The sequence below is a fragment of the Streptomyces sp. NPDC047869 genome, from assembly GCF_040704065.1.
Classification (GTDB): domain Bacteria; phylum Actinomycetota; class Actinomycetes; order Streptomycetales; family Streptomycetaceae; genus Streptomyces.
The window spans coordinates 1-22,415 of sequence record NZ_JBEYRK010000040.1 but is presented as its reverse complement, the minus strand read 5'-3'; the positions used below and the strand labels follow the sequence as shown (position 1 = coordinate 22,415).

At 72.8% G+C, this 22,415-nt stretch carries 17 protein-coding genes; 10 read left to right on the top strand and 7 right to left on the bottom strand.

Going from position 1 to position 22,415, the window contains the following annotated elements:
• Window positions 1–18: 18 nt before the first annotated feature.
• On the bottom strand, window positions 19–1,266 hold the full coding sequence (locus AB0924_RS34255; protein ID WP_366913571.1) for an MFS transporter: 1,248 nt from the start codon (window positions 1,264–1,266) through the stop codon (window positions 19–21).
• 409 nt (window positions 1,267–1,675) lie between these two features.
• Between AB0924_RS34255 and AB0924_RS34250 the strand changes: the two genes are divergently transcribed.
• Window positions 1,676–2,059 (top strand): DUF6343 family protein, encoded by a 384-nt coding sequence (locus AB0924_RS34250; protein WP_358938773.1) that lies wholly within the window; start codon window positions 1,676–1,678, stop codon window positions 2,057–2,059.
• A 27-nt stretch (window positions 2,060–2,086) separates the two neighbouring features.
• Here AB0924_RS34250 and AB0924_RS34245 read toward each other — a convergent pair whose 3' ends face one another.
• The gene (locus AB0924_RS34245; RefSeq protein WP_358938775.1) at window positions 2,087–3,076 is read right to left on the bottom strand and encodes an aldo/keto reductase; all 990 of its coding nucleotides are present in this window, start codon (window positions 3,074–3,076) and stop codon (window positions 2,087–2,089) included.
• A gap of 208 nt (window positions 3,077–3,284) precedes the next feature.
• Window positions 3,285–3,512: a hypothetical protein gene (locus tag AB0924_RS34240; protein WP_366913544.1), complete on the bottom strand. Its 228-nt coding sequence runs from the start codon at window positions 3,510–3,512 to the stop codon at window positions 3,285–3,287.
• Between the two features lie 428 nt (window positions 3,513–3,940).
• On the opposite strand from AB0924_RS34240, the gene AB0924_RS34235 reads away from it, so the two are divergent.
• Complete coding sequence (locus AB0924_RS34235) at window positions 3,941–7,315, top strand: pyruvate carboxylase (protein WP_358938777.1); 3,375 nt, start codon at window positions 3,941–3,943, stop codon at window positions 7,313–7,315.
• An 89-nt stretch (window positions 7,316–7,404) separates the two neighbouring features.
• Here AB0924_RS34235 and AB0924_RS34230 read toward each other — a convergent pair whose 3' ends face one another.
• From AB0924_RS34230 to AB0924_RS34220, 3 genes are all read right to left on the bottom strand, one after another.
• On the bottom strand, window positions 7,405–7,860 hold the full coding sequence (locus tag AB0924_RS34230) for a hypothetical protein (protein WP_358933895.1): 456 nt from the start codon (window positions 7,858–7,860) through the stop codon (window positions 7,405–7,407).
• 147 nt (window positions 7,861–8,007) lie between these two features.
• Window positions 8,008–9,231, bottom strand: coding sequence for a chitinase (locus tag AB0924_RS34225; RefSeq protein ID WP_366913543.1), 1,224 nt, complete (start codon window positions 9,229–9,231; stop codon window positions 8,008–8,010).
• Window positions 9,232–9,396: 165 nt separating this feature from the next.
• Window positions 9,397–9,825 (bottom strand): PaaI family thioesterase, encoded by a 429-nt coding sequence (locus AB0924_RS34220; protein ID WP_358933899.1) that lies wholly within the window; start codon window positions 9,823–9,825, stop codon window positions 9,397–9,399.
• A gap of 412 nt (window positions 9,826–10,237) precedes the next feature.
• Here AB0924_RS34220 and AB0924_RS34215 point away from each other — a divergent pair, with 412 nt between their 5' ends.
• The 4 genes from AB0924_RS34215 to AB0924_RS34200 all read left to right on the top strand — a co-directional run bounded on the left by AB0924_RS34215 (window position 10,238) and on the right by AB0924_RS34200 (window position 16,183).
• Window positions 10,238–11,326, top strand: coding sequence for a GNAT family N-acetyltransferase (locus AB0924_RS34215; protein ID WP_366913541.1), 1,089 nt, complete (start codon window positions 10,238–10,240; stop codon window positions 11,324–11,326).
• A 118-nt stretch (window positions 11,327–11,444) separates the two neighbouring features.
• Window positions 11,445–12,620, top strand: a complete 1,176-nt coding sequence (locus AB0924_RS34210; protein ID WP_358933903.1) for an FAD-dependent monooxygenase — start codon at window positions 11,445–11,447, stop codon at window positions 12,618–12,620.
• Between the two features lie 71 nt (window positions 12,621–12,691).
• Complete coding sequence (locus AB0924_RS34205; protein WP_366913570.1) at window positions 12,692–13,492, top strand: inositol monophosphatase family protein; 801 nt, start codon at window positions 12,692–12,694, stop codon at window positions 13,490–13,492.
• A 150-nt stretch (window positions 13,493–13,642) separates the two neighbouring features.
• Window positions 13,643–16,183 carry a discoidin domain-containing protein gene (locus tag AB0924_RS34200; RefSeq protein WP_366913540.1) on the top strand — a complete coding sequence of 847 codons (2,541 nt, stop codon included), beginning with the start codon at window positions 13,643–13,645 and terminating at the stop codon, window positions 16,181–16,183.
• Between the two features lie 45 nt (window positions 16,184–16,228).
• Here the strand turns inward: AB0924_RS34200 and AB0924_RS34195 are convergent, their stop codons facing one another.
• Window positions 16,229–17,185: a helix-turn-helix transcriptional regulator gene (locus AB0924_RS34195; protein ID WP_366913539.1), complete on the bottom strand. Its 957-nt coding sequence runs from the start codon at window positions 17,183–17,185 to the stop codon at window positions 16,229–16,231.
• Between the two features lie 131 nt (window positions 17,186–17,316).
• Here AB0924_RS34195 and AB0924_RS34190 point away from each other — a divergent pair, with 131 nt between their 5' ends.
• The 4 genes from AB0924_RS34190 to AB0924_RS34175 all read left to right on the top strand — a co-directional run bounded on the left by AB0924_RS34190 (window position 17,317) and on the right by AB0924_RS34175 (window position 22,289).
• Complete coding sequence (locus AB0924_RS34190; RefSeq protein ID WP_366913538.1) at window positions 17,317–17,673, top strand: ANTAR domain-containing protein; 357 nt, start codon at window positions 17,317–17,319, stop codon at window positions 17,671–17,673.
• Window positions 17,674–17,856: 183 nt separating this feature from the next.
• A complete protein-coding gene (locus AB0924_RS34185) occupies window positions 17,857–19,320 on the top strand; it encodes an aminotransferase class I/II-fold pyridoxal phosphate-dependent enzyme (protein WP_366913537.1) in 1,464 nt (487 codons plus the stop codon).
• Between the two features lie 412 nt (window positions 19,321–19,732).
• Window positions 19,733–21,949: a catalase gene (locus AB0924_RS34180; RefSeq protein ID WP_366913569.1), complete on the top strand. Its 2,217-nt coding sequence runs from the start codon at window positions 19,733–19,735 to the stop codon at window positions 21,947–21,949.
• Window positions 21,950–22,052: 103 nt separating this feature from the next.
• A complete protein-coding gene (locus AB0924_RS34175; RefSeq protein ID WP_358933916.1) occupies window positions 22,053–22,289 on the top strand; it encodes a chaplin in 237 nt (78 codons plus the stop codon).
• The last annotated feature ends 126 nt before the right edge of the window (window positions 22,290–22,415 follow it).

The following is a 22,415-nucleotide window of genomic DNA, read 5'->3' as shown; positions in this document are numbered from 1 at the left end:
GCGGCGGCCGGCGCGGTCTCAGGCCGCCGTGCCCAGGGCCTCGCGGCCCGTGACGTCGCCGTCCTTCGCGGGCAGCTTCAGCGTGGCGGGGACCGCGACCCGGCGGCGCAGCAGGCCCGCGCCGATCGCACCGGCGATCAGCAGCCCGCCCGCGACCAGGGCGCCCCGTGCTCCCGCCCACTCCATCAGCAGACCCAGGGCGGGCGGCCCGCCGAGGCCCCAGGCGGTGCCGATACTGCTCCACACGCCGAGCACCCGGCCCCGCATATGGGCCGGCGGATCGGTCTGCAGCAGCGCGGTGCCGGCGGTGTCGGAGACCGACTCCACCACGGCCATCGGCAGCACCAGTACCAGCAGGACGGCCAGGGACGGCGACAGGCCCGCCGCGACCTGGAGCAGCCCGCCGGCCGCCGCGAGCACGCCCACGGTCCGCACCGAGGGGCTGCGCAGCCGCGCGCCGAGGACCGCGCCGAGGATGCCGCCGACGGCCAGCACCGTGGACACCGTGCCGAACGCCCCGGCACCGCCCGCGAGCGGCCCGGTGACGAGAACGGCGAGGGTGAGGCCGTAGTTGCGGCCGAAGACCGAGCTGAGACCGGTGACCGCGGCGAGCGCGACCAGCCGGGGACGGCGGACGAAGAAGGCCAGGCCCTGCCTGATGCCCATCTCCGCCTTGTCCGGTACGGCGCGCTCGGTGGCCGCCCGCTCCCGGACCGTTCCGTGCGCGGGGCGCAGGAACGGCACGACCGCCGCGACGAACAGGAACGACAGCGCGTTGGCGGCGTACGCGGCGGAGGTGCCGAGGAAACCGACGGTCACTCCGGCCAGCCCCGTACCGGCCAGCCGGCCCGCGCTGTGCACGAGGGCGCCCACGCCGATCGCGGAGGGCACGTCCTCCACCGGCACTAGATCGTTGCCGAGCAGCGCGCAGGCGGGTCCGTCGACGGTGGCGATGACACCGGTCACCCCGGCCAGCACCAGCAGCGACGTCATGTCGATCCGGTCCAGCGCCACGAGCAGGGCCGTGGTGAGGGCGACGGCGCCGAGCAGGGCCTGGCTGACCGCGACCGTCAGCTTCCGGGGCCAGCGGTCGACGGCGGCGCCGCCCAGCAGGCTCACGAACAGCGCGGGCGCCGCCTGTACCGACATCGACAGACCGGTCGCCGCGGCGGACCCCGTGATCTGCAGCACCAGCAGGTTCTGCACGGTGAGCTGCATCCAGGTGCCGGCGTTGGAGACGAGGTTCGCGACCGACCACCAGCGCATGCCGCGGTGACGCAGCGACCGCCACGGCGAACGCGAGGCATCCGGGCGCGCGGTGGGAGTGGTTCCGGGCGTGGACAGGGCAGAGGGAGAGGACAAGGCGGCTACTCGACATCCGGGGGAGTCGGAAGAGCGACCGGCGGTACGGCTGAACCGGCTTCGCTGCACGGCTGGTCCGCCCGGTCGGGAGGGCGCCGACCATGGTGGCAGACGGGACGGGCGAGTCGCCGCCGCTCCGCCTCCCGGAGCGGCACGGGGAGCCCCAAAGTCCGGCACCCGCAACGGACTTGGCCCCCGGGTGGGCTTCCTCACAGGCTCGCGTCACGCCCCTGTGCGGAGGGCGTTTGCCGGGCGCCCGCGCGGGCTACGCGGAGGGCGGCGGATCGCGTGGTCCGGCCGCCGGAGGTGTGACATGCGTGACAACGACCAGGCCGGGGGCGGCCGTCCCGGGCGCGCGGCGGCGCCCGAGCCCCGCTCGGGCTTCGGCACGCCCGGCCGCGGCTCGTCCCGTACCGGCACCGAACCGGTCACCGCCCGCAGCCCCCTCCGGCTGCGGCTGCTGCTCTCCGCGGTCTTCCTGCCGCTCTTCGCCGCGGAGACCGCCGTCCTCGCGGTCTGGGCCGCGCACTCGGGCCCGGGTGACAGCCCCGGCAGCGGCGCGCTGACCGTCCTCGCCGTGATCTGCGGGGTGCTCGCGCTCGCGGCGGCGCTGGACCTCGCCGTCGTGACCCGCCGTCTGCGGCGGGAGCCCGGCGAGAGGTCCCGGCGCCCCGCGAGAGGTCCCGCCGCCCGATGAGAGGTTCCGGCGGTCGGCCGTACCGCCTCAGCGGTTGACCGACCGCATCCCGGCCTCGTCGTAGCGCTCGCCCGACGCCTGCGGCAGCTCGGCGTCGATGCGGGCGAGGTCCTCCTTGGACAGCTCGATGTCCACCGCGGCCGCGTTCTGCTCCAGATAGGTGCGGCGCTTGGTGCCCGGGATCGGGACCAGGTCCTCGCCCTGGGCCAGCACCCAGGCGATCGCGAGCTGGGCCGGGGTCACGTCCTTCTCCGCGGCGATCTCCTTCACCTTCGCCGCCAGCCGCAGGTTCGCCTGGAGGTGGGCGTCGGTGAAACGGGGGCTGCTGCGACGGTAGTCGTCGGCGTCCAGCTCGTCGGGGGAGGAGAAGCGGCCGGCGAGGAAGCCGCGGCCGAGTGGCGAGTACGGCACGAAGCCGATGCCGAGCTCCCGGCAGGCCGGCAGCACCTCGGCCTCCACGTCCCTGCTCCACAGCGAGTACTCGCTCTGCACGGCGGTGACCGGGTGGACGGCGTTCGCCCGCCGGATGGTCTCCGCGCTCGCCTCGCTCAGCCCGATGTACCGCACCTTGCCCTCGGCGACGAGTTCTCCCAGGGCACCCACCGTCTCCTCGATCGGCACCTGCGGATCGACCCGGTGCTGGTAGTACAGGTCGATGTGGTCCGTGCCGAGGCGCTCCAGCGAGCCGTGGACCGAGCTGCGCACATGCTCGGCGGAGCCGTCCTGCCGGCCCACCGAGCTCATGTCGCCCGGCACCGCGCTGTCCATCCGGTAGTTGAACTTCGTGGCGATCACATACTCGTCCCGGTGCCCCCGGATCGCCTCGCCGACCAGGGACTCGTTGGTCAGCGGCCCGTACATCTGGGCGGTGTCGAGGAAGTCGACGCCCAGCTCGAGGGCGCGGCGGATGGTCGCGATGCCCTCGTCCTGGTCGGCGGTGCCGTAGAAGGCGGACATTCCCATGCAGCCGAGGCCGATGGCCGATACCTGGAGATCCCGCAGACTGCGCTGTCGCATGTGCTGTCCCAGCCTTTCCGCACACTTCGGTCGGCGTCCGTACGGCCGTCACGGCCTACGGACGGAGAGAGACACCCCACCATTCAGCGACGGATCGGGCCGACCGGCATCCCGTGGGGGGACGCCGGGTGACACGGTCCCGCGCGGTGGGACGTTCATGACGCTACGACCTGAAGTGCGCTCGAACGCAAGCGCGGGGTGCCGGGTGTCAGACGCCCAGCCGGAGGCGCCGCCGGCCGCCGGGCGCGCCCTGCTCGGTGCCGGACGGGACCCGGGGGCCGTCGGCGCGGGGCGCCGGCCGGGAGCGTTCGGCGGCGGCGAGGGTACGGCCCCGGCGGCGCTTCGGCAGCCCGGCCGGGCCCTCGGCGGCGGACGGCGCGGCCGCGTCGTGGACCACGTCGGTGTCCGGGGGAGCCGGGACCGGAGCGGCCTTCACGGGCTTCGGGCGGGCAGCCGGGGCGGGGCCGGCGAGGATGTCATGCGGGACGAGCGGTGCGGGGGACGGGACGGTCGCCGGGATGCGTGCGCGGGGTCATCGGTCCGGGGGGATCCTCGCGGCAGAGAGGGGCAAGGGAGGGCGGGCGGAAACGTCCGGGTGGGGGGAGGGGGCACTCGGGGGTGAAGTGCCGGTCACTATGCGTGAGTTAGTGATCGGAAAGGAAAGAATCCGGGTGCGTTCCGGGTGCCGGACGGTCACCGGCCTGGAGCAGCGACCGGTGCCGCCTGTGGCGCCGCCCACCTCGTCCGTGTGATGGTTCTCGCACGTCGAGACGTATGGGCACCCCCTAATGTTGCCGCGACGTACGGCAGGGCATGGCTGACACCATGGTGTTTGTCGCCGCCAGGCAGCTGAAGGGATCCAGGATGTTCCGCAAGGTGCTGGTCGCCAACCGTGGAGAGATCGCGATTCGGGCGTTCCGCGCGGGCTACGAACTCGGTGCGCGCACGGTCGCCGTGTTCCCGCACGAGGACCGCAACTCACTGCACCGGCTGAAAGCCGACGAGGCGTACGAGATCGGGGAACCGGGACATCCCGTGCGGGCCTACCTCTCCGTCGAGGAGATCGTGGGCGCGGCCCGCCGGGCGGGCGCCGACGCCGTCTACCCCGGGTACGGATTCCTGTCCGAGAACCCCGAACTCGCACGCGCCTGCGAGGAGGCGGGCATCACCTTTGTCGGCCCGGACGCGCAGACGCTCGAGCTGACCGGCAACAAGGCCCGCGCGGTCGCCGCCGCGCGCGCCGCCGGCGTACCCGTGCTCGGCTCCTCCGCGCCCTCCAACGACGTGGACGAACTGGTGCGGGCGGCCGAGGAGATCGGCTTCCCGGTCTTCGTCAAGGCGGTCGCCGGCGGTGGCGGGCGCGGTATGCGCCGGGTGGCGGACCCCGCCCAGTTGCGCGAGTCCATCGAGGCCGCCTCCCGCGAGGCCGCGTCCGCGTTCGGTGACCCGACCGTCTTCCTGGAGAAGGCCGTCGTCGACCCGCGCCACATCGAGGTGCAGATCCTCGCCGACGGCGAGGGCAACGTCATCCACCTCTTCGAGCGCGACTGCTCGCTCCAGCGCCGCCACCAGAAGGTCATCGAGCTGGCGCCCGCGCCCAACCTCGACCCGGAGCTGCGGGAGCGGATCTGCGGCGACGCGGTGCGCTTCGCCCGCGAGATCGGCTACCGCAACGCGGGCACCGTGGAGTTCCTGCTGGACCGTGACGGCAACCACGTCTTCATCGAGATGAACCCGCGCATCCAGGTCGAGCACACGGTCACCGAGGAGGTCACCGACGTCGACCTGGTCCAGGCGCAGTTGCGCATCGCTTCCGGTCAGACCCTCGCCGACCTCGGCCTCTCCCAGGACACCGTCACCCTGCGCGGTGCCGCCCTGCAGTGCCGCATCACCACCGAGGACCCGGCCAACGGCTTCCGCCCGGACACCGGCCGGATCAGCGCCTACCGCTCCCCGGGCGGCTCCGGCATCCGCCTGGACGGCGGAACCACCCACGCGGGTACGGAGATCAGCGCCCACTTCGACTCGATGCTGGTCAAACTGACCTGCCGGGGGCGGGACTTCCAGGCCGCCGTCGGACGCGCCCGGCGTGCCGTGGCCGAGTTCCGCATCCGCGGTGTTGCCACCAACATCCCGTTCCTGCAGGCGGTCCTGGACGACCCCGACTTCCAGGCGGGCCGGGTCACCACCTCCTTCATCGAGCAGCGCCCGCACCTGCTGACCTCCCGGCACTCCGCCGACCGCGGCACCAAGCTGCTCACCTACCTCGCCGACGTCACCGTCAACAAGCCTCACGGCGAACGGCCCGAACTGCTCGACCCGGTCACCAAGCTGCCCTCGCTCCCGGCCGGCGAGCCCGCGCCCGGCTCCCGGCAGCGGCTGGTCGAACTCGGTCCCGAGGGCTTCGCCCGGCAGCTGCGCGAGTCGCCGACCATCGGGGTCACCGACACCACCTTCCGCGACGCCCACCAGTCGCTGCTGGCCACCCGGGTGCGCACCAAGGACCTCCTCGCCGTCGCCCCGGTGGTCGCCCGCACCCTGCCGCAGCTGCTGTCCCTGGAGTGCTGGGGCGGCGCCACCTACGACGTCGCGCTGCGCTTCCTGGCCGAGGACCCCTGGGAGCGGCTGGCCGCCCTGCGCGAGGCCGTGCCCAACATCTGCCTCCAGATGCTGCTGCGCGGCCGCAACACCGTCGGCTACACCCCGTACCCGACCGAGGTGACCGACGCCTTCGTGCAGGAGGCCGCCGCCACCGGCATCGACATCTTCCGCATCTTCGACGCCCTGAACGACGTGGGCCAGATGCGGCCCGCCATCGAGGCCGTGCGCGAGACCGGCACCGCGATCGCCGAGGTCGCCCTCTGCTACACCGCCGACCTCAACGATCCCGCCGAACGGCTCTACACCCTCGACTACTACCTGCGGCTCGCCGAGCAGATCGTCGAGGCCGGCGCCCACGTCCTGGCGATCAAGGACATGGCCGGACTGCTGCGCGCCCCGGCGGCCGCGAAGCTCGTCACCGCGCTGCGCCGCGAGTTCGACCTGCCCGTGCACCTGCACACGCACGACACCGCGGGCGGCCAGCTCGCCACCTACCTCGCCGCGATCCAGGCGGGCGCCGACGCCGTCGACGGCGCGGTGGCCTCGATGGCCGGTACGACCTCGCAGCCCTCGCTGTCGGCGCTCGTCGCCGCCACCGACCACTCGGAGCGGCCCACCGGCCTCGACCTGGGCGCCGTCGGCGACCTGGAGCCCTACTGGGAGGGCGTGCGCAAGATCTACGCCCCGTTCGAGGCAGGCCTCGCCTCCCCGACCGGGCGGGTCTACCACCACGAGATCCCCGGCGGTCAGCTGTCCAACCTGCGCACCCAGGCCGTCGCCCTCGGCCTCGGCGACCGCTTCGAGGACATCGAGGCGATGTACGCCGCCGCCGACCGGATCCTCGGCCGGCTGGTCAAGGTGACCCCGTCGTCCAAGGTGGTCGGCGACCTCGCCCTGCACCTGGTCGGCGCCGGGGTCTCGCCGGAGGACTTCGAGGCGACCCCCGACCGGTTCGACATCCCCGACTCGGTGATCGGCTTCCTGCGCGGCGAGCTGGGCACCCCGCCCGGCGGCTGGCCCGAGCCCTTCCGCACCAAGGCCCTGCGGGGCCGGGCGGAGGCCAGGCCGGCTCCCGAGCTGTCCGCCGGGGACCGCGACGGCCTGGCCAAGGAGCGCCGCGCGACCCTCAACCGGCTGCTGTTCCCCGGCCCGACCCGCGAGTTCGACACGCACCGCCAGAGCTTCGGCGACACCAGCGTGCTGGACAGCAAGTCGTTCTTCTACGGCCTGCGCCCGGCCAAGGAGTACGCCGTCGACCTGGAGCCCGGGGTCCGGCTGCTGATCGAGCTGCAGGCGGTCGGCGAGGCCGACGAGCGCGGTATGCGCACCGTGATGTCCTCGCTGAACGGCCAGCTCCGTCCCATCCAGGTGCGGGACCGGGCGGCGGCCTCGGACGTCCCGGTGACGGAGAAGGCCGACCGGGGCAACCCCGGTCATGTGGCGGCGCCGTTCGCCGGTGTGGTGACGCTCGCGGTGTCCGAGGGTGACGAGGTGGCGGCCGGTGCCACCGTGGCCACCATCGAGGCGATGAAGATGGAGGCGACGATCACCGCGCCGAAGGCGGGCCGGGTGTCCCGGCTGGCCATCAACCGGATTCAGCAGGTGGAGGGCGGCGACCTGCTGGTGGAGATCGCCTGACGGCAGCGCCCGCTCGTCCGCGGCCGGACATCCGGCCGCGGACGAGCGGGCGCCAAGGGACCGGCTCGGCGCCGGCCGGGAGGTGCCGGTCAGCTCGGGAGCGGGTAGCTCACGACCTGGTCGAAGCCCTCGGGCCGGGCGTCCTCGTAGGTGAGGGTGATCCGGGTGAAGCGCTGGACGCCCGGGTGCTTCTTCCACGGGGCCGGGCTGTCCAGCCGCACCGTCACCCGGTACGAGTGGAACTTGCCGGCCGCGCAGTACGGCTTGCAGTCGTTGACCGCGTTCAGCCCCTCGGCCATGGCCGCCCGGAAGCCCCACTTGGTCCAGTTCAGGCCCAGCAGGCGGCTGTTGCCGTCGCCGCAGGCCAGGATGTAGTCGGCCGGGCGGACGGTGCGCTGGAAGGAGCAGTCGACCAGCACCGGCTGCGTGCGCCGGGCCTGCGGGGCCGACGTGTCCGGCGGCGTCGCGGAGGCCGTCGTCATGGCCGCCGTGAGCATGGCTCCCGCCGCGAGCGTGGCTGCCGTTCCCACCAATGATCCGCGCATGGCCGCTCCCACTGCCGTTCCGTGTCCGACCGCGTGCATCGACGCTACGACCGTACGCCCGGATGTACCAATCGCGCAGGTCGCGCCGCGTGTCCGCGGTGCGGACAGCCGTTCGGCGTCAGGTTTGGACCGAACACGTCAAGTGGATCAGCAGGTGCCCTCGTCCTGCCAGGGACCCCACTCGGAGGCGCCGGGCACCTCGTTCTGGGTCCACCACTTGGCCTTCCAGTTGTGCTTGCCGTACGAGACCTCGTTGTCCTTGGTGTACACCGCCGTCGAGCTCCAGGCGGTCTTGCAGGAGGTGCCCGGGGTCGGCGTCGGAGTCGGGGTGGGGGTGGGTGTTGGTGTCGTGGTGGGCGGGGTGACGCCCGCGAACTTCACCGAGTACTTGGCGAAGTCCCAGGAGTTCTGCGCCACGCTCGAGCAAGTGCCCGAGGTACGGCCGCCGTTGTCGGCCGGTGTGCACTGGCGGTCACGGTTCAGGGACCAGAACGTGAAGCGGTCCATGTGGTGACCGGTGGCGTAGTCCAGCACGGTCTGGAAGTCGGCCTGTGTGAAGTACTCGCCGGTGTCGCTGCGGCCGTTCATGCCGGAGAAGCCCTCGTGGGCGTAGGCGGTCGCCTGGTCCCAGCCGAAGGTCGACCGCAGGATCGAGTTGAAGTTGGTCAGCGCCGTGGTCTGGCTCGCCGCCCCGTTGAAGCCGCCGTCGAACGGCATGATGGAGAAGTTGTTCGGGGTGAACCCCTGCGACTTGGCCTCCAGCAGCATCTGCTTGCCGAACCAGCCGGTGCCGTCCGCCGTGCCGGCGGTGGTCACGGAGACGTACAGTCCCGGGTTGTTCTGCTGGAGGATCTTCGCGGCGCCGATCTCGTTCCTGATCGCGGCGCTGTTCTCGTACTCCGGCTCCTCCAGGTCGAAGTCGATGGCGTGCAGGCCGTACTTGGTGATCACCTGCTGATAGGCCGCGGCCGTGGCGGCCGGGTCCGCGCACACCTGGCCGAGCTTGGTGCCGCCGTAGCCGCCGATGGAGACGGAGACGTCGCCGCCCTTGGCGCGGATGCCGCTGATGACCGACTGGACGGCCGTGTCGGAGGAGACGGGGGAGGTGCCGCCCCAGGTGGGGGAGCAGCCGCCCCCGTTCGGGGCGAGGACGAAGGCGAGCTGGAACGCCTTGAGGCCGGTGGCGTCCATGATCGCGGCCGCGTTCGGCGGGTCGTTGTCCAGCGGCATCAGATAGGGAGCCGCGGCGTACCACCGGTCGCTCAGCGCGGTGGTGGCGCCGGAGGCGCTGGTGGTGACGAGGGCGGTGGTGCCCGCGGCGGCCAGTCCGACGGCGGCCGCCGCGCCCAGACATGCGCGAAGAGGTCTCACTGCGTGCCTCCAGGGGGTGGGGGTGGGGTTGCCCAGCGGGGAGTCGCCCCAGCCTCCGGGAGCTGTTGCGGGCACGTCAATGCCTTGGTCTAGTCCAAAGAGTTCTTTGGACTAGACCATTCGATCTCTTTACTCGAGGTGCGGGCGCGGCCGTGGGGACCGGGCTCAGGCCTCGCTCTTCCGCAGCACGATCTGGGTCTGCGTGGTCTGGCCGACCAGCCGGCCGCCGTCGTCCCGCAGATCGGTCTGCACCACCAGGAGGGTGCCGCCGATGTGCAGCGGCCGGGCCGTGGCGCGCACTTGCCCGGAGGTGACCGCCCGCAGGAAGTTGGTCTTGGACTCCACGGTCGAGGTGCCGGTGGCCCCCGTCGGCAGGTTCAGATACGCGCACACGGCGCCGACGCTGTCCGCCAGCGCCATCAGCGCCCCGCCGTGCAGCACGCCACCCGCCGTGCAGACCTCCGGGGACCAGGCGAGACTGCCGGCCGCGCGCTCGGCGGTGGCCTCGTGCAGCTCGACGCCCAGGCCCGCCGCGAACGGCATGGCGGCCAGCAGGTCGGCGGGCCGGGGAGCGGCCGGCTCGGACAGGGACATGGGGTACCGCCTCTCATAAGTGCCGTGCTGCTCCGCACGTCGATCAGGCAGTGTGCCAGCGGGTGTCCCGCACGGGCCCGGATCATGGTCGTCATCGCGCCAGTCGGCTCCCGGCCGCCCGGTCACGGCTTCGCGCCGTCCGTACGGACTCGTGCCCGATTCCGCGTACCCATGGCGGATCGTCCGCCGCCTGAGGCACCCTTGACAGGGTGCGTACGGTTTCGCGAACTTTGAGCATCGGCGCACGGCGGGGACCCGCACACGGCAGCGGCGAATGGCAGGACGCGCCCGGCGCGTCATGGGGGGGAGCGGTCGCCCATGCGATCCATGAGCCACGATCCACACACCTCACCGGCCCCGGCCCGGTCCGGCGGGTCATCGGCGGAGCGGGCCGAAGGGCGGTCGAGCTGAGGTGGACATCACCATCCACAGACCCGGGGACCTGACCTCCGCGCTGCGCGGGGCCTGGCACCGGGCGATGGACGAGTCGCCAGAGTACGCGAACCCCTTCCTGGCCCCGGAGTTCACCCTCGCGGTCGGCCGCCACCGCGGCGGCGCGCGGGTCGCGGTACTGCGTGAGGACGGGCAGCCGGTCGGATTCTTCCCCTACGAGCGCGGCCCTCTCGGCACGGGCCGGGCCATCGGGCTCGGGCTGTCCGACTGCCAGGCCCTCGTGCACCGGCCCGGAGTCACCTGGGACGCCGGGGAACTGCTGCGCGCCTGCGGTCTCAGCATCTTCGAGTTCGACCATCTGGTCCAGGAACAGCGCCCGTTCGGCCCGCACGTCACCGGAACCTTCGCCTCGCCGGTGATCGACGTGAAGCCCGGCGACGGCACGTACGCCGAGTGGCTGCGCGGGGCCTATCCGGGGCTGGCCAAGACCACCCTGAAGAAGGAACGCCGGCTCGGGCGGGACAACGGCGCGGTGCGGTTCGAGTTCGACGAGCGCGATCCACGCGTCCTGCGCACCCTGATGCGCTGGAAGTCCGCCCAGTACCGCCGCACCGGGCGCATGGACCGCTTCTCGCGGCCCTGGATCGTCGACCTGACCGACCACCTCTTCCACGTCCGCGAGGAGCACTTCACCGGAGTGCTCTCCGTGCTCTACGCCGGCGACCGCCCGGTCGCCGCCCACTTCGGCCCGCGCTCCAGCACCGTACTGGCCGCCTGGTTCACCGCCTACGACCCCGAACTGCACTACTACTCGCCCGGGTTGATGATGCACCTGCGAACCGCGGAGGCGGCCGCCCGGCACGGGGTGACCCTCGTCGACCTGGGACGGGGCGACAAGGAGTACAAGGACTGGCTCAAGACCCGGGAACTGCGGGTGGGGGAGGGCTTCGCCGCGCGCCGGCACCCGGTGGCCGCCGCGCGGCGCCTGTGGCGGCGCCCGGTGCGCGGCCTGCGCAACACGGTCCTGGCCCATCCCCGGCTGCGCGAGCCCGCCGACCGGCTGCTGAGGACGGTGGGAGAACTGCGCACCCGCGGCCCGCGCCCCTGAAGCCTGCCGTCCCCTCACGAAAGCGACCGGATGTGGGCGTGCCGGTTTGCGCGCCCGGTCGTCCGTGGCGTAGCTCTGCCACCCGTCGGGGACACGAACGGAACGGTGGGTGGTACCGATGGCACGCATTCTGGTGATCGGCGGCGGCATCGCGGGCACGGCGGCCGCGCTGGGCCTGCGCAAGGCAGGACACGACGCCGCCGTCTTCGAGGCGCACCCCGACACCGCCGAGGACATCGGCGCCTTCCTTACCCTCGCGGCCAATGGCATGCGTGCCCTGGCCCAGATCGACGCCACGGACGCCGTCACCACCATCGGTTTCCCGCTGACTTCCCTGCGCCTGCTCGACAGCGGGGGCGGCGAGGTGGCCCGCGCACCGCTCGCCGGTGCCGACGACCCCGCGCTGCGCTACCGGTGCCTGCGGCGCGGCGAGTTGAACGCGGCCCTCCAGGCCGAGGCTGTCCGGCGCGGAACGCCGCTGCGCCACGGTGCCCGGCTGGTGTCCGTGGACGACGGCGCCGACGGCGTGACCGCGCACTTCGCCGACGGCAGCAGCGCCACCGGGGACCTGCTGATCGGCGCCGACGGCCTGAACTCGGCCGTGCGCCGGCTGGCCGTGGCGCCCGCCGCCCGGCCCCGGTACGCGGGCCAGCGCGTGTACTACGGCTACACGGACGCGGCACCCGCGCCGGGGCCGAACGGCGTCATCACCATGGTGCGCGGCAGCGGGGCCGCGTTCGGGTACGCGGTCTCGCCGGCGGGGGAGACGTACTGGTTCGCCCGCGTCACCGGCGACCCCCGGCCCGCCCGTGACGCGACGGGCCCCGCACCCGCGGGCCTGCGCGGCGAACTGCTCCCGCTGCTGCGCGAGGACGCCACGCCCGCCGGGGACATCGTCGCGGCCTGCGGCGAGACCATCATGGCCACCGACGCCACCGAGATGCCGCTGGGCACCCCCTGGCACACCGGCCGTGTCCTGCTCCTCGGCGACGCGGCGCACGCGGCCTCGCCCGCCACCGGCCAGGGCGCCTCCATGGCCCTGGAGGACGCCGTCGTCCTCGCCAAGGCCCTGCGCGACCTGCCGGACCCGCGGACCGCGTTCACCGCGTACGAGCGCCACCGCCGCCCGCGCACCGAGCACAACATCACCGTCAGCGGCGCCATCTCGCGCGGCACCCCCACCCCGGCGCGCGACGCCTCCGCGGCTCCCGGCGCGCCCCGCGAGGACGACACGCTGAACCGCCTGCTGGACTGGGAGACCCCGCTCGCGGACGTAGCCCTCACGGAGCGCTGAACGGGGGCAACCGGCCCGACGAAAGCGGAAGTTCGGACGACGGGAGCGCGGGCTATCCTGCCCGCATGGAGATGATCGGCTCGGGGTCGGACGCCCACCTCGCCCGCAGGGCGGCCCAGGCGGGAGCCGCCGTGGTCCGCGAGATGTTCGGCGGGCGGCTGGACCGCTTCGAGAAGGCGGCCGGTGACTTCGCGACGGCGGCGGACCTCGCGGCCGAGGAGGCCGTCCTCGGCATCCTGCGCACCGCCCGGCCCGGTGACGCCGTCACGGGCGAGGAGAGCGGCAGCAGCGGCTCCGCGGGCGCCCGGCGCCGCTGGCTGGTCGACCCGCTGTGCGGCACCCTCAACTACGCCGTGCGGAACATGCTGGTGGGGGTGAACGTGGCCCTGCGGGAGGACGGCGGGATCACCGCGGCCGCGACGGCCGACCCGTTCGGCGGCGAGGTGTTCTGGACCGACGGACAGCGCGCCCTGGTCCACCGCGACGGCACGGACGTGGAGTTGACGCCGTCGCCGGAGTCCCGGCTGGTGGACGTCAACCTCGACCCGCCGTTCCCGAACGCGCCCGGCTTCCAGGCGGTCCGGCTGCTGGCCGACCCCGGCTTCGGCCGGCGGTTCCGGCCCCGGGTGGTCTCCACCACCCTCGCGGTCGCCTGGGTCGCCGCCGGCCGCAGGGCCGCGTACGTCACCGACGGCGACCTGCGCGACAACGTGCACTTCGCCGCCGGGATCGCCCTGTGCCGTGCCGCCGGCTGCACGGTGACCGGCATCCACGGCCAGCCCCTGCACACCGGCGCCGGCGGTCTGATCGCGGCCGCCGACGCCGAAACCCATGCCGCGCTGCTGGACATGGCCAAGAACCAGACACGCTAGCGGAGTTGGCGTACGGGCACCCCAGGTCGCGCGTATTTCAGGTTTTGACTTCCGAAGGCTTGCCGCCCGCTTGGCTCACTACTTAAATCAAAACATGAAGTAAGCCATGGGGTCAGCTTGCTGACCTCCGCAGCCGCATGGAGCCACCACATGAGAATGAGATCCCTGGGCATCGCGCTGGCCGCCACGGCGGCGCTGATCGCCCTGCCCACCACCCATCCACCCGCCGCCGCGGCCGAAACCCCGCTGTCGCAGGGAAAGACCGCCACCGCGTCCTCCGAGGAGAACGCCGGCACCTCCGCCGCCAAGGGCGTCGACGGCGACACCGGCACCCGCTGGTCCTCGGCCGCCACCGACGGCCAGTGGTACCAGGTCGACCTGGGCGCCACCGCCACGGTCAGCCAGGTGGTCCTCAACTGGGAGGCCGCCTACGGCAAGGACTACAAGGTCCAGCTCTCCAAGGACGGCAGCACCTGGAGCGACCTGAAGTCCGTCACCGGCTCCGACGGCGGCGTCGACACCCTCGACGTCTCCGGACAGGGCCGCTACGTACGCATGCTCGGCGTGCACCGGGCCATCCAATGGGGCTACTCCCTCTGGGAGTTCCAGGTCTACGGCACGGCGAGCGGCGGCCAGACCGGCTGCGGCACCGCGAACGCCGCGCAGGGCCGGCCCGCCACCGCGTCCTCCACCGAGAACGCCGGCACCCCCGCCTCCGCCGCCTTCGACGGTGACACCGGCACCCGCTGGTCCAGCCAGGCCGCCGACCCGCAGTGGCTGCGGGTGGACCTCGGCTCGGTCAAGGACCTGTGCCGGATCGACCTCGACTGGGAAGCGGCGTACGGCAAGGACTTCCAGCTCCAGGCCTCCGCCGACGGCCAGAGCTGGACCACCCTGAAGAGCGTCACCGGCGCGAACGGCGGCATCGCCTCCTACGACGTCAGCGGCACCGGCCGCTACGTCCGGGTCTACGGCGCCGCCCGCGGCACCGGCTACGGCTACTCGCTGTGGGAGGTCGCCGTGCACACCGGCTCCACCGGCGAACCACCCGTCCAGGGCGGCGGCGACCTCGGCCCCAACGTCATCGTGGTCGACCCCGCCACGCCGAACCTGCAGCAGAAGTTCGACGACGTCTTCAAGCAGCAGGAGTCGAACCAGTTCGGCACCGGCCGCTACCAGTTCCTGCTCAAGCCGGGCACCTACAACGGCATCAACGCCCAGATCGGCTTCTACACCTCGATCTCCGGCCTCGGCATGAACCCCGACGACACCCAGATCAACGGTGACGTCACCGTGGACGCCGGCTGGTTCAACGGCAACGCCACGCAGAACTTCTGGCGTTCGGCGGAGAACCTCGCCATCAGGCCGTCCAACGGGACCGACCGCTGGGCGGTCGCCCAGGCCGCCCCGTTCCGCCGCGTCCACGTCCAGGGCGGCCTCAACCTCGCCCCCAACGGCTACGGCTGGGCCTCCGGCGGCTACATCGCCGACTCGAAGATCGACGGCACCGTCGGCCCCTACTCCCAACAGCAGTGGTACACCCGTGACAGCTCGGTGGGCGGCTGGACCAACGGCGTCTGGAACATGACCTTCTCCGGTGTCCAGGGCGCGCCGGCGACCAACTTCGACAACGGCCCGTACACCACCCTCGACACCACGCCGGTCTCGCGCGAGAAGCCGTTCCTCTACCTGGACGGCTCCGCCTACAAGGTGTTCGTACCGGCCAAGCGCACGAACGCCCGCGGCGTCTCCTGGCCGGCCAACGCGGGCACCTCCCTGCCGCTCGACCAGTTCTACGTCGTCAAGCCGGGCGCCACCGCGGCCACCATCAACGCGGCCCTCGCCCAGGGCCTCGACCTCCTCTTCACCCCCGGCGTCTACCACCTCGACCGGACGATCGACGTCACCCGCGCCAACACCGTGGTCCTCGGACTCGGCCTCGCCACCCTGGTCCCGGACAACGGCGTCGACGCCATGCACGTCGCCGACGTCGACGGCGTGAAGCTCGCCGGGTTCCTCATCGACGCGGGCCCGGTCAACTCCGACACCCTGCTGCGGATCGGCGAGCCCGGCGCCGGCGCCGACCACTCCGCCAACCCCACCACCATGCAGGACGTGTTCGTCCGCATCGGCGGCGCCGGCCCCGGCCTCGCCACCGACTCCGTCGTGGTCAACAGCGACGACGTCATCGTCGACCACACCTGGATCTGGCGCGCCGACCACGGCAGCGGCACCGGCTGGGACACCAACCGCGCCGACTACGGCCTGCGGGTCAACGGTGACGACGTCCTCGCCACCGGCCTGTTCGTCGAGCACTTCAACAAGTACGACGTGTACTGGAGCGGCGAACGCGGCCGCACGATCTTCTTCCAGAACGAGAAGGCGTACGACGCCCCGAACGCCGCCGCCATCACCCACGACGGCATCGTCGGCTACGCGGCCTACAAGGTCGCCGACTCGGTCACCACGCACGAGGCGTGGGGCCTGGGCAGCTACTGCAACTACACGTCCGATCCCACGATCGTGCAGGCGCACGGCTTCCAGGTCCCGGCCACCTCGGGGATCAGGATGCACGACCTGCAGGTGATCTCCCTCGGCGGCAAGGGCCAGTACGCCCATGTCGTCAACAGCACGGGCGCGCCCACCTCGGGGACGGACACCGTTCCCTCCAAGGTGACCTCGTTCCCGTGACGCACGCCCCGCTCCCGCGCGCCCGCCCGGCGCGCGGGAGCGGGCTCACTCCCCGGCCAGCGCCAGACGGGGAGCGCGCCGGTAGGTCTCCCGGTACAGGGACGCGAAGCGGCCCGGGTGGTAGAAGCCCCACCGGGCGGCGATGTCCGTGACCGTGTCGCCGCCGGCGGGGTCGGCGGCGAGCAGGTCGTGATGGGCGTGGGTGAGCCGCACCCGGCGCAGATGGGCCAGCGGGGTCGTGTCCAGATGGCGGCGGAAGGCGTACTGCAGCCCCCGCACGGTGACCCGTGCCGCCCCCGCGATCTCCGCGACGGTGACGGGCCGGTCGGCGTGGTCGTCGATGTAGGCGAGGGCGCGGCGCAGCATCGCCGGGTGCGCGTCCGCGCCGTCCGGGCCCGGGCGAGCCGCCAGCGCGGTGTTCGGGAACGCCGACAGCACGCTCGCCGCCAGGTGCTGCGCGGCCGTGGACGCGACCAGGGGCCGGTCGGCGATGTCCGGGTCGGCGAGCACGTGGTCGCGCAGGTAGCCGATGGTGCGGCTCAGCCGCCGCGCGTCGTCCGCCGAGTGCGGCCGGTGCCCGGTCAGCCGGACCGGCCGTTCCCCGGGCCCGTCGGCCCCGGCCACCTGGGTGAGCAGGTCCGGCTCCAGCATCGTGATGTTGTATCGCGCGTTGCAGATCCGCCCCGAGTACGGCAGGTCGGGCGGTGCGAACAGCACCACGTCACCCGGTCCGAAGGCGTCCTCGACGCCCCGGAAGGCATGGTCGCGCACGGTGCCGTCGTGCACGACGCACAGACAGATCCTGCCCAGCGGAGTGACGGAGTAGCTCATCTCGAAGTCCAGGGCGAGTTCGTCGACGCTGAACGTGTCGGTGCTGCCCCGGTGGACGCGGGCGCGGCTCGAGCCCGGCGTGCTGGTGCCGATGCGCATCCTCGCGTAGGCGTCGCTGAGGAAGGCCTCCGTGGCAGTCAGGTCCGCACTGTCGAAGTTGAGCGTGGCCATGAAGGGCGTATGCCCGCGTTCTCCGTCGGCATCCGTCCCTGACCAGGACGTTTTCGTTTCGTGGACAGGGGCTTGCGACGGCGTTCGCCTGATGGCTGGCGCGGGTGGCGCGGTATGCGCACGGTGATCGTATGAGGGGACACGACGAACAGGCCGACCGGCTCACCGCACTTCAGGAGGAAGTGAGTCAGCTGCGGCACGCCGTTGTCTCGCATGCCGTCATCGACCAGGCGATCGGAGTGGTCGTCGCCGTCGGCGGGGTGAGCGCCGGGCAGGGCTGGGAGGTACTGAGACGGATCTCGCAGCACACCAACACCAAGCTGCGGGAGGTGGCGCGCTGCCTGGTGGAGTGGCCCGCCTCCGGCCTGCTGCCCGAGCCGATCGACCGGGCGCTGGGCGAGGCGGTGGAGCGGGTGCGCGACGCGACGGCCCTCGCTCCCGCCGACGGGTACGACGCGTGGGCGGTGCGGTGCGGCTCCCCGGAGTGAACGGCACGAGGATCCGGAGCAGGTCGTCGCGGGGTTTGGAGCGGACGCCGGGTGCAACACGGTGAGTGCCGCACCGCCGTACCGCCACGGCGCCGGCCGGGCACCCGTTCACGGCCGCCCGGACACCGGCTCGGCGGGCGCGCGGGGCGTCACGCCCGCACCCGGACCACGAGGAGGACGGCCATGGACCACTCACGCGCACCCGTGCTGGAGGCCCTGCAGGAATTTCGGCGCCGGGGAGACGTGGTGTTCGGGCCGCCGGGCCACAAACAGGGCCGCGGAACCGACCCCCGCGTCGCCGAGGTCCTCGGTCTGGACGTCTTCCGCTCGGACGTGCTCAGCCTGAACGGACTGGACGACCGGCGCGAGTCCCAGGGCGTCCTCGAGCAGGCGCAGGAGCTCATGGCCGACGCCGTCGGCGCCGAACACGCCTTCTTCTCGACCTGCGGCAGCTCCCTGTCCGTGAAGACCGCGATGCTCTCCGTCGCGGGCCCGGGGGAGAAGCTGCTGCTGTCCCGCAACGCGCACAAGTCGGTCATCGCGGCCGTGATCATCAACGGGGTGGAACCGATCTGGGTCCACCCCAAGTTCGACGCCGAGCGGCACATGGCGCATCCGCCCGAGCCCGACGACGTGCGGGACCGGCTGCGGGAACACCCCGACGCCAAGGGCATGCTGCTGATCACGCCCACCGAGCTGGGCTCCTGCGCCGACATCCGCGGCGTGGCCGACGTCTGCCACGCCGCCGACGTACCGCTCATCGTGGACGAGGCCTGGGGCGCCCACCTGCCCTTCCACCCGGACCTGCCGGCCTGGGGCATGGACGCCGACGCCGACCTGGTGGTCACCAGCGTCCACAAGATGGGCGGCGCGATCGAGCAGAGCTCGGTCTTCCACCTCCAGCACGACCGGGTGGCGGTCGATGTGCTCAAACAACGGGAGGACCTGCTCGGCACCACCAGCGCGTCCTCCCTGGTGTACGCGGCGCTGGACGGCTGGCGGCGCCAGATGGCCGAACAGGGGCACGAGCTGCTCCAAACCGCCCTGCGCCGCGCCGAGCGGCTGCGGGCCGCGCTCGACGAACTCCCCGGGCTGCGGGTGATGGGCGAGGAGATCGTCCGCGAGGGCCTGGCCGCGGAGTTCGACCCCATGAAGATCGCCATCGACGTACGGGACCTGGGCATCACCGGCATGCAGGCGGCGGAGTGGCTGCGGGCCGAGCGGCACGTCGACGTCGGCGGCTCGGACAGCTGCCGCATCAGCGCCTCGATCACCCACTCCGACGACGACGCGACCGAGAAGATCCTCCTCGATGCGCTGCGCTCCCTGGTGGACGGCGCCGGCTCGATCGAACGGCAGCGCCCGGTCCGCCTGCCGGAGCCCCGTGCCCTCGAACTGGAACAGGCCGTCCTGCCCCGTGCGGCCTTCTTCGGCCCCGCCGAACAGGTCCCGGCCGAACGGGCCGTGGGCCGGATCTCCGCCGAGACGATCAGCCCCTACCCGCCGGGCGTCCCGGTCGTGGCGCCGGGCGAGGTGATCACCGAGGAGGTCGTCGACTACTTGCGCAGCGGCATCGAGCACGGCTTCCTGGTCTCCGACGCGGCCGACCCCTCGCTCGAGTCGTTCCGGGTGCTGACCCGCTCCTGACCGGCGCCGGCCGAACTGCGCGGCCCGCGCGCAGCACCTAGGGTGGCGGGTGCGGGCGGCCGCGTGCCGGCCGCCCGCGGGTCAAGAAACGGCCCTCCTCCGAACCCGCTTTCGACTGGGGGCGGTTGACCCCGCCGACGGTCCCCGGGTCCGGGCATGTCCGAAGGGCCGGACGCGCGGACGACACGCCGTGCTCCCCGACCCGACTTCACCCCACGGGACAAGCCGCGAGGCTCCCGGTTTCGGACGCCCCGGCCCGGGGACCTCGGTGTGCGGGGCCCCCGCCGTGGACCTGGGCCGTGGCCCCCGCGCACCGCCGGTCGCCCGCTTCCCGGGTGTGGTCCGGCCTCCGTGCGCCGAAGACCGCGGACCGCCCGTGCCGGGCACGGGCGCTCCAGTGACCAGCGAAGGAATGGTAGTGATGAGCGAGAGCATCCCCGGTAAGCCGGCCCCCGAGACACCGTCGGTCGCCGAGCCGGCCGAACCCCGCGAGCCGCTGCCCCCGAAGCCCGACCAGACCGGCCCGGACACCGTCTCGCCGACCGGGCAGCCCACCGGTTCCGACCAGGCACGGATGGCCCAGAGCGGCAGCTATCTCACCAACGCCCAGGGCACCCGGCTGTACGACACCGACCACTCGCTGAAGGCGGGCCCGCGCGGCCCCGTGCTCCTGCAGGACCACCACCTGCGGGAGAAGGTGATGCACTTCGACCACGAACGCATCCCGGAGCGCGTGGTCCACGCCCGGGGCGCCGGAGCGCACGGGGTCTTCCGCAGCTACGGCACCGCCGCCCGGCTGACCAAGGCGGCGTTCCTCGCCGAGGACGTCGAGACGCCCGTCTTCGTGCGCTTCTCCACCGTGCTCGGCTCCCGGGGCTCCGCCGACACCGTCCGCGACACCCGGGGCTTCGCGACCAAGTTCTACACCAGCGAAGGCGTCTACGACCTGGTCGGCAACAACATCCCGGTCTTCTTCATCCAGGACGCCATCAAGTTCCCCGACGTCGTGCACGCCGCCAAGCCGCACCCCGACCGGGAGATCCCGCAGGCCCAGAGCGCCCACGACACCTTCTGGGACTTCGTCACCCTGCACACCGAGGCCACCCACCACACCCTGTGGAACATGTCCGACCGGGGCATCCCGCGCTCCTACCGGACCATGGAGGGCTTCGGTGTCCACACCTTCCGGCTGGTCGACGCCGACGGCGGCACCACGCTGGTGAAGTTCCACTGGAAGCCGAAGCTGGGCGTGCACTCCCTGGTGTGGGAGGAGGCACAGATCATCAACGGGGTGGACCCCGACTTCCACCGCAGGGACCTCGCCGACGCCATCGAGGCGGGCGCGTACCCCGAGTGGGAACTCGGCATCCAGACCTTCCCCGACACCCCCGAGCAGACCTTCGAGGGCATCGACCTGCTGGACCCGACGAACCTCGTGCCGGAGGAACTCGCCCCCGTGCAGCCCATCGGGCTGCTCACTCTCGACCGCAACCCGTCGAACTTCTTCGCCGAGACCGAACAGGTCGCCTTCCACGTCGGCCACCTCGTCCCCGGCATCGACGTCACCGACGACCCGCTGCTGGCCGGCCGGCTCTTCTCCTACCTGGACACCCAGCTCACCCGCCTGGGCGGCCCCAACTTCCCCCAACTCCCCATCAACCGGCCGCAGGCACCGGTCAACGACATGCTGCGCGACGGCATGCACCAGACGGCCGTGCACCGCGGCGTCGCCCCCTACCGGCCCAACTCCCTCGACGGGGGCTGCCCGTTCACCGCCGGCGCCGATATGGGCGCGTTCATCGAGGCGCCCGTACGGGTGCCGGAGGCGACCAAGGTCCGGGAGGCACCCGAGTCGTTCGACGACCACTTCAGCCAGCCCCGCCGGTTCTGGCTCAGCATGAGCTCCGTGGAGCGGGAGCACATCATCGGGGCCTACGCCTTCGAACTCGGCAAGTGCTACGAACAAGCCATCAGGGAGAGGGCGTTGCAGGTCCTCGCCAACGTCGACCCGGAGCTGTGCGCGGCCGTCGCCGCGGGCCTCGGGCTGCCCGCGCCCGAGCCCACCGTGCCCCTCGCCGACGTCGAACCCAGCCCCGTCCTCTCCCAGGTCGGCCGGACCTGGCCCACCGACGGCCGGATCATCGGCGTCATCACCGGTCCCGACGGTGACCTCGGCGGCGTCCGGGCCGTACGCCAGGCCGTGCTGGACAGCGGCATGGTCCCGTTGATCGTGGCGCCGACCGGCGGCACCCTCGGCGACGGCGCGGACGCCCTGACCGTCCAGCGCACCTACTCCACCGCACGCTCGGTGGAGTTCGACGCCCTGCTGGTGGCCGGGACCCCCGGGGTCGGCGCCGACGCCTTCGGCGCCCGCGACGCCAAGGCAGGCGTGCCCACGGCCCTGCAGGGCACGCCCGACCCCCGGGTGGGGCTGCTGCTGGCGGAGGCGTACCGGCACGGCAAGGCCATCGGCGCGGCCAAGGGCGGCGAGACCGCGCTGGAGGCGGCCGGCATTCCGCTCGACGCGCCCGGCGTGGTCGCCGGCGACGGCGCCCCCGCCGTGCTGCAGCAGCTCAGCGGACTGCTCGGCGCCCACCGGGTCTGGGAACGCTTCCCCGCCGCCGCCTGACCTGCGCCGGTCTCCCAACGGCGTATCCCAACAGGCGGCCGGCGTGCGCAGCCGGTGTGATGAGAGGGTCCCTACGTCAACCAGTGAGGCAACACACATGCGTATGCGCAGCTTTGCCACGGCGGCGGTTCTCGCGGGCTCCCTCGCGCTGGCCGGCACGACGGCCGCCCACGCGGCCGACCCGGACCCCACGACCGGCACCGCCAGCAACAGCCCGGGCGTCCTGTCGGGCAACGTCACCCAGGTCCCGGTCGACCTCGGCCTCAACCTGTGCGGCGACAGCATCGATGTCATCGGGCTGCTGAACCCGGCCGGTGGGAGCACCTGCACCGCGCAGTGACACCGTCGTGTGGGGCGGCCCCCCCCCGCGGGGGGGCGGCGCCCCGCGGGTGGCCTAGCCGGGGTGGGGGGGCGGGGCAGGCCGGCGGGGTGGGGGGGGGGGGTGTGGGGGGGGAGAGGGGTGAGG